At 54.5% G+C, this 14,699-nt stretch carries 13 protein-coding genes; 7 read left to right on the top strand and 6 right to left on the bottom strand.

The features are described 5' to 3' along the window. Positions 1-19: 19 nt before the first annotated feature. The 5 genes from LX66_RS08285 (at position 20) to LX66_RS08265 (ending at position 5,488) form a co-directional block, all read left to right on the top strand. Entirely contained in the window at positions 20-1,321 is a 1,302-nt protein-coding gene (locus tag LX66_RS08285) for an MFS transporter (protein WP_145711684.1), read from the top strand. Between the two features lie 78 nt (positions 1,322-1,399). After that, positions 1,400-2,239 carry an MBL fold metallo-hydrolase gene (locus LX66_RS08280; RefSeq protein WP_145711682.1) on the top strand — a complete coding sequence of 280 codons (840 nt, stop codon included), beginning with the start codon at positions 1,400-1,402 and terminating at the stop codon, positions 2,237-2,239. 92 nt (positions 2,240-2,331) lie between these two features. After that, positions 2,332-2,712, top strand: coding sequence for a co-chaperone GroES (locus LX66_RS08275; protein WP_244620335.1), 381 nt, complete (start codon positions 2,332-2,334; stop codon positions 2,710-2,712). 66 nt (positions 2,713-2,778) lie between these two features. Further along, positions 2,779-4,329, top strand: coding sequence for a helicase HerA-like domain-containing protein (locus LX66_RS08270; RefSeq protein WP_145711679.1), 1,551 nt, complete (start codon positions 2,779-2,781; stop codon positions 4,327-4,329). Positions 4,330-4,441: 112 nt separating this feature from the next. After that, entirely contained in the window at positions 4,442-5,488 is a 1,047-nt protein-coding gene (locus LX66_RS08265; RefSeq protein ID WP_145711676.1) for a Gfo/Idh/MocA family oxidoreductase, read from the top strand. Here LX66_RS08265 and LX66_RS08260 read toward each other — a convergent pair whose 3' ends face one another. Continuing rightward, the gene (locus LX66_RS08260; protein WP_145711673.1) at positions 5,489-7,390 is read right to left on the bottom strand and encodes a RecQ family ATP-dependent DNA helicase; all 1,902 of its coding nucleotides are present in this window, start codon (positions 7,388-7,390) and stop codon (positions 5,489-5,491) included. It lies immediately after the preceding gene. 32 nt (positions 7,391-7,422) lie between these two features. After that, positions 7,423-9,525: a heavy metal translocating P-type ATPase gene (locus LX66_RS08255; protein WP_145711671.1), complete on the bottom strand. Its 2,103-nt coding sequence runs from the start codon at positions 9,523-9,525 to the stop codon at positions 7,423-7,425. Positions 9,526-9,655: 130 nt separating this feature from the next. On the opposite strand from LX66_RS08255, the gene tsaE reads away from it, so the two are divergent. Both tsaE and LX66_RS08245 read left to right on the top strand, forming a co-directional pair. Next, complete coding sequence (tsaE, locus tag LX66_RS08250; RefSeq protein ID WP_145711668.1) at positions 9,656-10,081, top strand: tRNA (adenosine(37)-N6)-threonylcarbamoyltransferase complex ATPase subunit type 1 TsaE; 426 nt, start codon at positions 9,656-9,658, stop codon at positions 10,079-10,081. A gap of 144 nt (positions 10,082-10,225) precedes the next feature. Next, positions 10,226-11,419 (top strand): alanine dehydrogenase, encoded by a 1,194-nt coding sequence (locus LX66_RS08245; protein ID WP_244620334.1) that lies wholly within the window; start codon positions 10,226-10,228, stop codon positions 11,417-11,419. 24 nt (positions 11,420-11,443) lie between these two features. On the opposite strand, the gene LX66_RS08240 is transcribed toward LX66_RS08245, so the two are convergent. Genes LX66_RS08240 through LX66_RS08225 form a run of 4 tightly spaced genes read right to left on the bottom strand, consistent with a single transcriptional unit; the run spans position 11,444 to position 14,675 of the window. After that, on the bottom strand, positions 11,444-12,667 hold the full coding sequence (locus LX66_RS08240; RefSeq protein WP_145711664.1) for an outer membrane beta-barrel protein: 1,224 nt from the start codon (positions 12,665-12,667) through the stop codon (positions 11,444-11,446). A 21-nt stretch (positions 12,668-12,688) separates the two neighbouring features. Next, positions 12,689-13,492: an undecaprenyl-diphosphate phosphatase gene (locus LX66_RS08235; RefSeq protein WP_145711661.1), complete on the bottom strand. Its 804-nt coding sequence runs from the start codon at positions 13,490-13,492 to the stop codon at positions 12,689-12,691. Between the two features lie 23 nt (positions 13,493-13,515). Then, positions 13,516-13,779, bottom strand: coding sequence for a DUF3098 domain-containing protein (locus LX66_RS08230; RefSeq protein WP_145711658.1), 264 nt, complete (start codon positions 13,777-13,779; stop codon positions 13,516-13,518). A 23-nt stretch (positions 13,780-13,802) separates the two neighbouring features. After that, a complete protein-coding gene (locus LX66_RS08225) occupies positions 13,803-14,675 on the bottom strand; it encodes a cell division protein FtsX (protein ID WP_145711655.1) in 873 nt (290 codons plus the stop codon). Positions 14,676-14,699: the final 24 nt, after the last annotated feature.

The following is a 14,699-nucleotide window of genomic DNA, read 5'->3' as shown; positions in this document are numbered from 1 at the left end:
AGGAAAAATATTTTTCATCATGAAAACTGCCGGCAAAAAAGTCATCAACGGGTGGGCCATGTACGACTGGGCCAACTCGGTGTACAACCTGGTGATCACCACTACCTTTTTCCCTATTTACTTCACAGAAGTTACCAAAGACTATTTCAGAGGCGAGCTGATCCCCTTCTTTGGCGTGCAGTTCGTGAACTCCGCCTTATATGACTATGCTTCTGCGGCGGCCTACCTGCTGATAGCGCTGCTCTCCCCCATCCTCTCCTCCATAGCGGATACGCGGGGCAACAAAAAACGTTTCCTGCTGGCCTTTACGCTGCTGGGCAGCATTTCCTGCTGCAGCCTGTTCTGGTTTTACGGCAGCAACGTGGAGTACGGCACGCTGTGCTTCCTGCTGGCCACCGTAGGCTACTGCGGCGGGCTGGTGTTCTACAACTCCTACCTACCGGAAATAGCGGCGCCGGAAGACCGCGACCGTATCAGCGCCAAAGGCTTTGCCCTGGGTTACATTGGCAGCGTGATCCTGCAACTGGTAGGGTTTGCGCTGGTGGCCCTGGAGCCTTTCGGGCTGAGCGGCACCGCCCCTGTAAGGGTTACCTTCCTGCTGGTGGGCATCTGGTGGCTGGGCTTTGCGCTGTTCAGCCTCAGCCGCTTACCGGCGTCCAAAGCCACCGTGCAAACGCACTATGCCAGCGCTTTTACAGAAGGCTTTGCGGAGCTGCGGAAAGTATATGCGCAGGTACGCGTAATGCCGGTGCTGAAAAGGTTCCTGCGCGGCTTCTTCTTTTTCAGCATGGGCGTGCAAACCGTTATGCTGGCCGCTACGCTTTTTGGCAGCAAGGAGCTGAACCTGCCTTCCACCAACCTGATCATAGCCGTAGTGGTGATACAACTGGTAGCGGTGCTGGGCGCCTGGGGCATTGCCCGGCTGTCCGGCAGGTTTGGCAACTTACGTGTACTGATAGGCGTTATAATAGTATGGCTGGGCATCTGCATAGCCGGCTACCGGATGCAGACCGCCATGGACTTTTACATACTGGCCGCCGTGGTAGGGCTGGTCATGGGCGGCGTACAGTCCCTGAGCCGCTCCACCTACGCCAAACTGATGCCCGAAACGGAAGATACCACCTCCTTCTTCAGCTATTATGACGTAACGGAAAAGCTGGCCATTGTAGTAGGCATGTTCAGCTTCGGCTATATTGAGGAGCTGACCGGCAGCATGCGCAACTCCGTGCTGGCATTGATGTTATTCTTTGCCATCGGGCTGGCATGGATCATTTCAGCACTGCTGAAGAGTAAGAAGATGGAAGCAGGAAGTACGATGTAAGAGATATGAAGCAAGATGTAGGAATTTTGCTGTAATTTTAAATACTTATTACACATCATACATCATACTTCTTACTTCATGGAGCTTCATACTATAGATACGGGCTTTTTCAAACTGGACGGCGGCGCCATGTTCGGCGTAGTACCCAAAAGCATCTGGCAAAAACTGAACCCCGCCGATGATAACAATATGTGCACCTGGGCCATGCGCTGCCTGCTGATAGCCGACGGCAAACGGCTGATACTGGTGGACAACGGCATCGGCAACAAGCAGGACGCGAAATTTTTCAGCTATTACTATTTACACGGGGATGCCACGCTGGACAAATCACTGGCGGCGCACGGCTTTCACCGGGATGATATTACCGACGTATTCCTGACCCACCTGCACTTTGACCACTGCGGCGGCAGCATTGTGCGCGAGGGCGACAGGCTGGTGCCCGCATTTAAAAACGCCGTATACTGGAGCAACCGGGAGCACTGGCAATGGGCTACCCAGCCCAATGACCGGGAAAAAGCCTCCTTCCTGAAAGAGAACATCCTGCCCATACAGGAAAGCGGGCAGTTGCAGTTCATAGACCGGCAGGAAGGCGTGGCTTTTACGGAGAATATGTCCATCCGCTTCGTAAACGGGCACACGGACGCCATGATGCTGCCGCAGATCCGGTATAAAGACCATACGCTGGTGTTTATGGCAGACCTGCTGCCTTCCCTGGGCCACCTGCCCATTCCCTATGTAATGGCTTACGATATGTTTCCGCTGACCACCCTGCAGGAAAAAAAGCACTTTTTACAGGAAGCGCTTAACAACCGCTACATCCTTTTCTTTGAGCATGACCCTACAGTGGAATGCTGCACCCTGCAGCAGACAGAAAAAGGCATCCGTGCGGGAGAAATATTTGCCCTGAAGGACGTATGATAACACGGTCCCGCCCGATCTGACAGAATGACATTTCCCACGCTCCCTGCATGTATTTTGATGTATCCTCCCCGAAAAAGGAGCTGATCATTATGTCTATTCATCTTACACCTGATAATAAATTGAAGAAACTGATCGTAGTAGGCGACCGGGTGCTGATAAAACCCACCAAACCCAATGAGCGTACGGATTCCGGGTTATACCTGCCGCCGGGCGTGCAGGAACGGGAAAAGGTACAGCAGGGCTACGTGATAAAAACCGGCCCGGGCTATGCCATTCCTATACCCGCGGAAGAGACCGAAGCCTGGAAACCGGAAGAGGAAAAAGTGAAATATATTCCCCTGCAGGCGCGGGAAGGCGACCTGGCCATTTTCCTGCTCAGCGGCTCTACAGAGATCGTATACCAGGGAGAAAAGTACTTTATCGTGCCCCAGGGCGCCATCTTAATGCTGGAAAGAGAAGAAGAACTGTAATCCCGCTATTCCTCCGGCGAGCACTGCAAAAAAATTTGCGCTATCTTCAAAAAAAATTTTGATGTCATGGCAAATACAGCAAGTTTCCTGGAGTGCATTAAGGAGGGTTATACCTTTAAAGGCGAACATTTTAAACTGGGCTGCGCCATGCTGGATGGCGAGGTGGTGGCCGGTGCGGATGTAGCGCTGCCCCTGAAAACGCTGAACAGGCATGGGCTTATTGCCGGGGCTACCGGCACCGGTAAAACCAAAACGCTGCAGATCATAGCCGAAGGGCTGAGCGATGCCAGTGTACCCGTGCTGCTGATGGATATAAAAGGCGACCTGAGCGGCATAGCAGCAGCAGGCAGCGCCAACAGCAAGATAGCGGAACGCTACCAGCAGATCGGCAGTGAGTGGAAGCCCGCCGCCTACCCGGTGGAGCTGCTGTCCCTCAGCCAGGATAAAGGCGTACGTTTACGCGCTACCGTGAGCGAGTTCGGGCCGGTGCTGCTGTCCAAAATACTGGAGCTGAACGATACGCAGTCCGGGCTGGTAGCCATGATATTCAAATACTGCGATGACAGCCGGCTGCCCCTGCTGGACCTGAAAGATTTCAAAAAAGTATTGCAATATGTGAGCGCTGAAGGCAAAGCGGAACTGGAAAAGGATTACGGCAAAATATCCACCACTTCCGCCGGCACCATCCTGCGGAAAGTGATCGAGCTGGAGCAACAGGGCGCCGGCCTCTTCTTTGGCGAAAAATCCTTCGAGGTGGACGACCTGCTGCGCATCAGCGACGACGGGCGCGGCATGATCTCTATCGTGCGGGTAACGGATCTGCAGGACCGACCCAAACTGTTCTCTACCTTCATGCTAAGTCTGCTGGCCGAGCTCTACGCCACCCTCCCGGAAGAAGGCGATATGGACAAGCCCAAGCTGGTAATGTTCATTGACGAGGCCCATCTTATTTTCCAGGAAGCCAACGACGCCCTGCTGCAGCAGATAGAGACCATTGTAAAGCTGATACGCTCCAAGGGCGTCGGTATTTTCTTCTGCACGCAAAACCCGATGGATGTACCCGCCTCCGTGCTGGGGCAACTGGGCTTAAAAGTGCAGCATGCCCTGCGCGCCTTTACCGCAAAAGACCGCAAGACCATTAAACAAACGGCGGAGAACTATCCCCTCTCCGATTTCTATAAAACCGATGAGCTGCTCACGCAGATCGGCATCGGAGAAGCGCTCATTACCTGCCTGAATGAAAAAGGCATTCCCACCCCGCTGGCTGCTACCATGCTTACCTCTCCCCGCTCCCGCATGGATGTGCTGACAGATGCGGAGATGAATGACGTGCTCAGTAATTCCCGACTGGCCCGGAAGTACAACCAGGAGATAGACAGTGAAAGCGCTTATGAAATGCTCACGGAAAAGCTGAACGAAGCCGCGGAAAGATCTGCAGCGGAACCTGCGTCCGCCAAAAGAGGCCGGCAGAAAGAAGAAAAAGGCATCCTGGAAAGCGTGCTGGACAGCCCGGTAGCCAGGCAGGTAGCCCGCACCGCCGCCAGCACCCTTACCCGCAGCCTGCTGGGCGCGTTGGGCCTGGGCGGCAGGAGCCGGAAAAAGAGCAGTTGGTTTTAGCGCGTTCATAACCGCGCTGCCCGTACTTGCATTTACGATACTGCCGTTATATCTTACGGAACGAAAGCAACAAAACCCATTTGATCAACAGCACTAAATCATTTACAGTATTATGGACAGGATCATCAAAACAGGCGTTTGTTCCTATGGCATGTCAGGACAGATATTCCACGTTCCCTTTCTGCATGTGCATGCCGGGTTTGAATTTACCGCAGTAGTGGAAAGAAGCAAGCACCTGGCGCAGCAGCAATATCCTAACGTAAAGGTATATACGAGCGTGGAGGACATGCTGAAGGATGCTTCCCTGGAGCTGATCGTGGTCAATACTCCCAACTATACCCACTATGGTTACGCCAAAGCCGCCCTGGAAGCCGGCAAGCACGTGATCGTGGAAAAACCGTTCACCGTTACCGCCGCGGAAGGTGTGGAGCTGGCAGCATTGGCAAAGGAGAAGGGATTATTTCTCAGCGTATACCAGAACCGGCGCTATGACAGCGATTACAAGATCACCCGGGAAATAGTAAGCTCCGGTTTGCTGGGCGATATCCTGGAAGCGGAGATCCATTATGACCGTTTTAAAGAAGAGCTGAGCTATAAAAAACACAAGGAAGTAGCCAACCCCGGCACCGGCTCCCTGTACGACCTGGGCGCACATATCATAGACCAGGCCCTGCTGCTGTTTGGCATGCCCAAAAGCCTTTGGGCCGATATCCGTGTCATCCGCCGGGACTCCGTTGTGGATGATTACTTTGAGCTGGTGCTGTATTATGATCAGCTAAGGGTGCGACTCAAATGCAGCTACCTGGTAAGGGAGCCCCTGCCCTCCTACCAGATCCATGGGCGCATTGGCTCTTTTATCAAAACCAAATCCGATGTACAGGAAGCCATGCTGCAAAAAGGGCTGCTGCCCGGCACGCCGGACTGGGGCGCAGAAGCGCCTTATGAATGGGGCCTGCTGCATACGGAAAAGGACGGCAAGGTGCTGAAGCAGTACCTCCCCTCACCCAACGGCAACTACATGGAATACTACCAGGGAATTTATGATGCATTGGTAAATGGTGCAGACAACCCGGTACCGGCAGCGGATGGATTACGCATTATCCAGGTGATAGAAGCGGCATTCAGAAGCAGTAAGGAAAGAAAGGTAGTAGACCTGTAATCAGCCCCTTCTCAGGGTTCCATCCTTATCACGTATCACTTTTTCTTCCGAGACCAGGAACTGCAGCACATCCAGCAGGCGGTCCTCCCGGACGCCGGGCAACTGCTGCAGCAATGCCGGCAGGCTCATAGGCTGTTGCAGTTGCTGCGCCACCATGCCGGCTATCCGCTCAAATTCCGGCCCGTTCAGCGGGGCGGTCCTGTTCTTTGCGCAGATATCGCAAATACCGCAGGCGGCGGCCGTTTGCTCTCCAAAGTAGGCTACCAGGGATTGCGTGCGGCAGGTATCCGTGTTGCGGATGTAGCGGATCATAGCTTCCAGCCTTTCTTCGTAGGCTCGTTTCCGTTCGTTCACCTGTTCCATGTTAATACGCAGGTGCTGCGCCTGCAGCCGTTCCTGTAAGAAACACAACTGCGGCTCGTCCTTCCGGGGCCGGTAGCGTATAATGCCGCGCTGGTGCAGTTGCTGCAACTGCTCCGTTACCTGCTCCACGCTGAGGCGCAGGATGCGGCCCAACTGCTTTTCAAAGATGCGCACCTCATTGTCAAATATCCCTTCGTAGGTGCGCAGCAGGGTTTTCATTAAAGGCTCCAGTGCCGGCTGCGCCGCTTCTACGGCGTACAGGGTCTCTTTATTGACGATGAACATGGCCCTGGAAGGCAGGTATACGCTCTCGCTCAACTGCAGGATGCCCTCCTGCTCCATGATGTGGATGGCGCTGTAAGCCACCGTAATATGCAACTGGAACTGTTTGACAAAGGAGTTGATATCAAAATCATAGTACAGGCCTTCCGCGCTGCCCACCGGCACCTGCAGGTAGTTAACGATGCACTGGTACACATGCTTGATTTCCGGCAGGGTGGGAAACTGCAGCGGCACCCGGTCGCGCAGGTCCTGCAGCTCCGGTTCGCTGTACAGGAGCACGGCATAGGCCTTCTGCTCATCCCGGCCGGCGCGGCCGGCTTCCTGGTAATAGGCTTCCGGGCTCTCCGGCACGTCGTGGTGTATCACCACCCTTACATCCGGCTTGTCTATGCCCATGCCAAAGGCGTTGGTGCATACTATTACGCGTACCTGGCCGCTGATCCAGGCTTCCTGCCGGGCCGTCCTTTCTTCAGGAGGCAGGCCGGCGTGATAATAGTCTGCCCGGATACCCTGCAACTGCAGCAGCTCCGCTACCTGCTTTGTACGCCGGCGATTACGGCAGTACACAATGGCGCTGCCCGGCACCCGGTCCAGGATATGCTTCAGCTTTTCGGGCCGGTTGTCTTCCGCTATTACGCTGTAGGAAAGATTGGCGCGCACAAAGCTGCGGGTAAATACCGCCGCCTGGCGCATGGCCAGTTTGTCGCAAATATCTGCCTGCACCCGGGCGGTGGCCGTGGCGGTCAGCGCCAGCACCGGGGCCTGTGGAAAATGGCTGCGAATATCGGCGATCTGCAGGTAGGCCGGCCGGAAATCATAGCCCCACTGGGATATGCAGTGGGCTTCATCCACCGCCAGCAGGCTCACGGGCATTCCGTCGCAATACTCCAGGAAACGGCGGCTCTGCAACCTTTCCGGCGATACGTACAGGAATTTATATTTTCCCCGCCGCGCACTTTCCAGCAATTGCTCCACTTCCCGGATGGTCAGCCCCGCATAAATGGCCGCCGCCGCAATGCCACGCTTCTGCAGGTTGGCTACCTGGTCGCGCATGAGCGCTATCAGCGGGGTCACTACCAGGCACAGGCCTTCCCGCATCAGGGCCGGTACCTGGAAGCAGATGGATTTACCGCCGCCGGTGGGCATTAATGCCAGCGTGTCTTTGCCGGCCAGTATGGATTGGATGATCTCCTCCTGCAGAGGACGGAATTGGGTATGGCCCCAGTATTGGCGTAGTATGGAGACGGGTGTGGTCACAGGTGCAAAGAAAAAGAAAAAAGGGGAATGCCTTACATCACCCGCTTATACCTTAACCGCACGGAGTTTACGGCCAGCACTACATCAGAAACCGCCATAATGCCAGCGCCCACTATCGGGTTCAGGAAGCCCAGCGCAGCTACGGGAATGGCCACCACGTTATAGATGAAGGCCCAGAAAAGGTTCTGCTTAATAGTAAGATAAGTATGCTTTCCCAGGCCCAGCGCCAGGGGCAGCGCTGCCAGGCTGTTGTTGAGCAGCACCACGTTGGCGCTCTGCATGGCCACGTGGGTGGCATCGCTAAGGGATACGCCGATGGTGGCTTTTGCGAGCGCCGGAGCGTCGTTAATGCCATCGCCCACCATGGCCACCGGCGCCTGCTGCATCAGCGCGTCTATCCGCTGCAGCTTTTGTTCGGGGCTATGTGCGGCGTATACCTGTTGAATGCCCACCTTCTGCGCCAGCTCCCGGCATTTACGCTCGGTATCGCCGCTGAGCAGTACCGGCTCAATACCGGCCCGCTGCAGGGTTTGTACGGCGCTGGCGGCGTCCGGTCTTAATTCATCGGTAAAATCTATCCAGCCGGCCAGCTCGCCGTTGCGCAGCAGGTAAATGTTATGGCTGTCGTCCGTAGTTACTTCCTGCGCCATTAAATAGGAGCCCAGTTGCCACTGGTTGCCGGCGGCGTCCTGCGCCTGCATGCCGCGCCCTTTGTACTCGCGCACCTGCTGCAGCGGCAGTTCCCCGCTGCCTTTCCATTGCGCGGTAATGGAGCGTGCGATGGGATGGGAAGAATATTTCTCCAGGCTGTAAACGGTCTTTCTGAATGCATCTTCCGTCATGTTAAAATACCGGTAGTCCTTCAGTTGCAGCTTGCCGGTAGTGAGCGTGCCTGTTTTATCAAACACCACGTAGCGGATGTTCCGGAAGGCTTCCAGCGTTTGCGCGCCTTTGATCAATATGCCATTGCGCGCCGCGCGGCCCAGCCCCACCATCACGGCAGCGGGCGTAGCCAGCCCCATGGCGCAGGGACAGGCAATCACCAATACGGCTATACTACGCATGATAGCCTGTCCGGCGGGTATGCTACCGATCAGCCACCAGCCCAGGAAAGTGACCAGCGCAATGCCCAGCACGGCCGGTACAAAAATGGCGCTGATACGGTCCGCCAGCCGCTGCATGGGCGGCTTGCTGCCCTGGGCCTGCTTTACCAGCTCTATGATGTAGGACAGCACGGTATCCTTGCCGGTGGCCGTTACAAACATTTTCAGGGAGCCGTCTTCCAGTATGGTGCCGCCTATTACTTTATCTTTTTCGCGGCGGGCCACCGGCATGCTTTCACCCGTGATCATGGATTCATTCACCGTACCGCCGCCCCAGTAAATAGTGCCGTCCATCGGTATCTTGTCGCCGCTGTTCACCAGCACGCGGTCTCCCGGCCGCAGGTCCTGGTTGTTCACTTCACGGATATGTTCATGGCCATGATCGTCCGAGATCAGGCGGGCGGTGGTGACCTGCATTTTGGCCAGGGCCGTAATGGCCGTGGTGGTTTGCTTCACGGACTTTTCTTCCAGCAGGTTGCCCAGGAATACCAGGGTGATGATGGCGGCCGCGGTTTCATAGAACATATAATCCGGGCCCAGTTGCTGCAGGGTGCCCGTCAGGCTGTAGCCGTACGCAGCCATTGCGCCCAGGGTGATCAGCACGTCCATATTGGCCATGCCATTGGCCAGCGAGCGCCAGGCGCTGCGCCCGAAATGCCACATCCCCATACAAAATACGGGGGTGGACAGGGCCAGTTGCACCCAGGGATTATGCAGCCAGGGCCACTGCACCCACATGTGCAGCAGCAGGGGAGCGGTAAATACCAGGCAGCAATAAAACTTAAAAAGCAGGGAGTTGAAGAATGCGCTGGCAGGGGCCTGTTCATCGGGCCGCACTACCTGGTAGCCCAGGTCATTGATGCCTTTCAGCACTTCTTCAGAGTCTGCTCCGGCGGGCAGGGCAAAGCTCAGCTCCTCGGTGGCAAAGCTCACCTGCACATCCTGCATCCCCTTGTTCTCCAGGTACCGGGATACGGTCAACGCACAACTGGTGCAGTTCATTCCTTTTACCTTACAACTGATCGTTTCCATAATATTCCATTGATCTTTTCAACCTTGCCCCCTCCCTTAACAAAATTAGATACTGGATCAAAACGGTGGTAAAATATTAATGCAACGGAGGTGCAGATGCACGCATCCGCACATTTCCGTAACTTTGCGGATGCACTGGACATTCACAGAACCGGAGCTGCCGCAGATCGCACAGGCATTCTGGGCCCACTTTAAGGAGCAGCGGGTATTCACCCTGGAAGGAGAAATGGGCGCCGGGAAAACCACCTTTATCAAAGCCCTCTGCGCCGCCAAAGGCGTGGAAGACGCTACCGCCAGCCCCACCTTTGCCATTATCAATCAATATGTTTATCATAACGGCCAGGAACAATTGCATACCATTTACCACCTGGACCTTTACCGCCTGCGGGATGAAGAGGAAGCCATTGCGGCGGGCATAGAGGACACCTTGTACCAGGAGGAGGCCGTTTGTTTCGTGGAGTGGCCCGGTATTATAACCCGCCTGCTGCCGAAGGATACGGTGAACCTGCACCTGGAGGTGCTGCCCGACCAGCGGCGGCGGCTGACCGTACAATAGAAAGATGTGACAACATGTATTGAATTTCAAACTATTATAACCCTACGCCCGGAACAGGAATCTTTAAATAACTTATCTTTGAATAAGATGTAATTTCACAGAACAATTTTGACACGAATTATGGAGCAAAGGCAAAAACCTGTTGTGAGTGCTGGCTTTACTTATTCACCGATGGAGGAAACGCTGGATATTCCGCAAAAAAATTCCCGTTTATTCATCGGTATCCCAAAAGAAACCTCTTTCCAGGAAAACCGGATTGCCTTAACGCCCGACGCAGTAAGCATTCTGGCCAGCAATGGGCACCATATAGTGGTGGAGCATAAAGCCGGCGACGGGTCACATTACTACGATACTGACTACTCTGAAGCAGGAGCTGAAATTGTTTACGATAAAAAGGAAGTATACAAGGCGGAGATCATCGTAAAATCCGCTCCCCTCAACGATGAAGAAATAGAGCTGCTGCACCCGCACCAGATCGTGATATCCCCCATCCACCTGGCAGCGCTGAAAGCCCACCAGGTGCAAAAGATGATGGACAAGCGCATTACCCTGCTGTCATTTGAGAACCTGAAAGATGATGCCGGTACCTACCCTATCGTAAGGGCCATGAGCGAAATAGCCGGCGGCGCCGTGATGCTGATAGCCGGGCAGTACCTCAGCAACGGCAATAAGGGCAAGGGCATGCTGCTGGGGGGCGTTACCGGCATCCCGCCCACCAAGGTGGTGATCATAGGCGCCGGCATTGTAGGCGAGTTTGCCGCCCGCACCGCCCTGGCGCTGGGCGCCTCCGTAAAGGTGTTTGACAACAACATCTACAAGCTGAAACGCCTGCAGAACAACATCGGCGTACGTGTATTCACCTCTGTTATACAACCCAAAGTGCTGGCGGAGCAACTGCGTAATGCCGATGTAGCCGTAGGCGCGCTATCATCCCAGAGCGGACGCACGCCCATAGTGGTGTCTGAATCCATGGTGAGCAATATGAAGGCCGGCTCTGTGATCGTGGACGTGAGCATAGACCGGGGCGGCTGTTTTGAAACCTCCGATATCACCACGCATGAAAACCCCGTTTTCAAGAAATATGATGTGCTCCATTACTGCGTGCCCAACATCCCCTCGGGCTTTGCACGCACCGCCTCGGAGGCCATCAGCAATGTGCTGATGCCCCTGCTGCTGGAAGCCGCAGACGATGGCGGCTTTGAGAACCTGGTATGGATAAAGCGGGGCGTGCGCAACGGCATTTACCTGTACAAGGGCGCGCTCACCAACTATCACCTGAGCGAGAAATTCAAGCTGAAGTATACGGACCTGGAGCTGTTGCTGGCGGTGAAAGGGTAAAGTAATGTGCAGCGAACCTGCACGCTAGATCCTGACCCTTACTACCCCCTGCCAGGAGCGTATGCCGGTCCCCAGCGCATTATAAGGGGAAAAGCCATTGGTACGGGCATGGCGGGCTTCCACCTGGAATCTTCCGTATTGCACACCCAGGCCGCCGAATATGCTGCCTTCATGCTTCCTGGGACCATCTATGGCCTCGCTGTCCCGGTAGCCCTCCCGGAACCGCTTGTTCTCATTTTCCGACAATACCACGGCATTCCCCCATCCAACATTCACAAAGGGCCTTACCCTGCCTTTGGGATACACATAACGGAACATCACATTCAGTTGCAGGTAGGTGAATTTCAGGTCTACCTGCTCCACCGGCTGGCCCCTGGCGCCAATACGTTCGCCGCTGGCATCCTGCGTTTTATAGTACAGTTCTGCGCCCAGCCAGTATTGCTGGCGTTGGCGGCTGCAGGGAATGTCCAGGAAAAGACCGGGCAGCACACTGGCCGATGAAGTGTAGGGCATCCTGGCCAGGGGATGGTCCCCGGTAAAACGGATGGTGTTGGCAGAGAAGCCTGCCAGCACTCCCCAGCGGACGCTGCTTTTTTCCGTTTGCTTTATGGTCAGCGCTGTTGAAGGCTGCCTGCAGCGGTGATACGCCGCAAAAAGCTCCCGCAGGTTATTTTCACGGTAGCTGGCCCTGCTGGCGCGCTTGGCAATAGAGGGGCAATCGCCAAAGAGCAGGTATAGCTGCTGCTGGTAATGGTTCAACGTGAGAATTGCCGAGCTGCTGCCCGGCGCTTTTTTCCGCAGCACCTGCAGCTCCTGCACCGGCTGGCCTTCGGCATCATACACGTAGTGATAGCGGTCATGCTCATCCATATACACATACAGGTTATACACGCCCTGTACAATGTTCAGCAGGAACACGGTATCTTCCAGGTGCTCCCTTTCATCCGTTGCCAGCAGGCGGTCAATGCTCTCATCGGTAATATCCAGCTTTACCGGCCGGCTTACATACAGTTCGTTTGCCGGCAGTATTAGAAAACCCCGTATGTCCAATGGCGTAAAGGTTTGCTCCGCCGCGGACAGATCTTTTCTAAAATGAATGGATTCGGGTGCTTTCCGCCAGTTGCGGTAATCTACCAGGCCCCGCAGGGAGTCGCTTTCCGGGGTAATAATAATGGCAGGTACATAATTTTTCTGCGCCGCTGCCTGCAGCGTGCACAGGATTAACAAGCAGGTAACTAAACGTTTCATAGATATAAGGTGAACAAGTATTTACGCATCCAGTTTGTATCCCATTGCAATGGCCACCAGGATAATAATGCCTACCACAATGCGGTAGTAGCCCCATATCCGGAAACCATATTTTTTCAGGGAGTCAATGAAGAATTTAATAGCAAGAATGGCTACGATAAAAGCCACCACGTTGCCGATCAGTAACAGTTTCAGGTTCTCGGGGTGGGCGGTGAGCAGCTCATGCCCCTTCAGCAGCTTGTAGCCCGTGGCGGCCGCCATGGTGGGCACTGCCAGGAAGAAGGAGAACTCCGCCGCCACGTTGCGGGTCAGCTTTTGCTGCATACCGCCTATAATGGAGGCGGCGCTGCGGCTTACGCCGGGGATCATGGCAATGCATTGCCAGAAACCAATGCGCAGGGCTTTGAACACATCTATTTTCTCGTCGGTATCCACCTGGGGGTGCATGAACCAATTGTCTACGAACAACAGCACAATACCGCCCAGCAGCAGCGAAATGCCCACTACCAGCGGGCTTTCCAGCAGGGCGTCTATCTTGTCGCTGAAAAGGTAACCGATGATCAGCGCCGGCATCACCGCAATGACCAGCTTTACATAGAAATTCAGGCGGTTCTTGTCAAACACCAGGAACTTTTTCCAGTACAGCACCACTACGGCCAGGATAGCTCCCAGTTGTATGCATACTTCAAACAGCTTGGTGAATTCGTCCTTGGTATCGCCCCCCAGCAGGTAATTGGTGATGATCATGTGCCCGGTGGATGAGACCGGTAAAAATTCAGTCAATCCTTCTACAATAGCTATGATAATAGCGTCAAATGTGGTCATTCGTAACAGATATGGATAGATGGTCAGGCTTTCGGTTTCCGCATAATGGCATAGATCTCTGTCAGCAGGCCCAATACAATCACAATGGGCGCCAGGGTGATCCTGCGAAAGCTGTAAACTTCTTCCGGTTTAAACGTATTGGGATCGCCGTTGGAACCGCCCAGCATCAGCAAAAAGCCGATAACGATCAGCACCAGGCCGACTATCATGAATTTGAAGTTATCTTTTGCAAACACGGGCCGGCTCTCTGCCATGGCTTTCTCTGCCGGTTTAGTTTCTTTGACCATATAATACAGTTAAATTAGGGTGCTTAATACAGATCATCCAGTTTCAGGCGCAAATACTTCATTACGGACCGGTGGGTGCTGATCAGCGAGATACAGATACCGATAATGATCATACCCAGGAACAGGACCGTGATCATGAAATAATCCCGCAGCCCGCTCAGCTCCGGCAGCCACTGGTCGGCAAAATAGATCAGGCCCAGCAGGCCGGCGATGGCGATCACCGCGCTCAGCGCGCCGTTAATGATGCTGCGTATGTCAAACGGCTTGGCAATGAACCAGCGGGTGGCGCCCACCATTTGCATGGTCTTGATCAGGAAACGGTTGCTGAACATGGCCAGCCGGATGGTATTATCTATCAGCACGATCACCACCAGGGCCAGCAGCGCGCTGATAGCCAGCATTACGAAGCCGATCTTGCGCACGTTCTCATTCAGCTTGTCCACCAGCAGGCGCTGGTAGGAAATTTCCCGTACAACAGGCTGGCTGGTCAGGTGCTTTTCGATGGCCCGCAGGCTGTCCGCATTTACATAGCTGGCATTGGCCTTGATGTTAATGCTGGCATATAAGGGATTGTACTCCAAGAGGTTAATGAAGTCCTCACCGAACTCCTTCTTAAAACGCTCCGCAGCCATATCCTTGGATACATATTCTATTGACTTTACATAAGGCTTTTGGGCGATGGAATCCCGCAGGGCCTTTGCCTGCTCCTCTTTCACGTTATCCCGCAAAACCACCTGCACTTCTATGCTTTCTTTAAAATAAGCGCTCAGCCTGTTGGCATGGATAATGATCAGGCCCAGGGTGCCCAGCAGGAACAATACCAGGGCTACGCCGATGATAGAGTACAGGTAGGATGGTTTGGATTTCTTTGCTGATGATTTTCCCGGTTGCGCCATTAAACCTAGAGTTTATCGGCGAAA

Origin of the sequence: Chitinophaga japonensis, assembly GCF_007830125.1 — a bacterium.
Taxonomy (GTDB): Bacteria; Bacteroidota; Bacteroidia; order Chitinophagales; family Chitinophagaceae; genus Chitinophaga; species Chitinophaga japonensis.
Note: the sequence above shows the minus strand (reverse complement) of the source record. Positions and strands in the feature narration are given on the sequence as shown.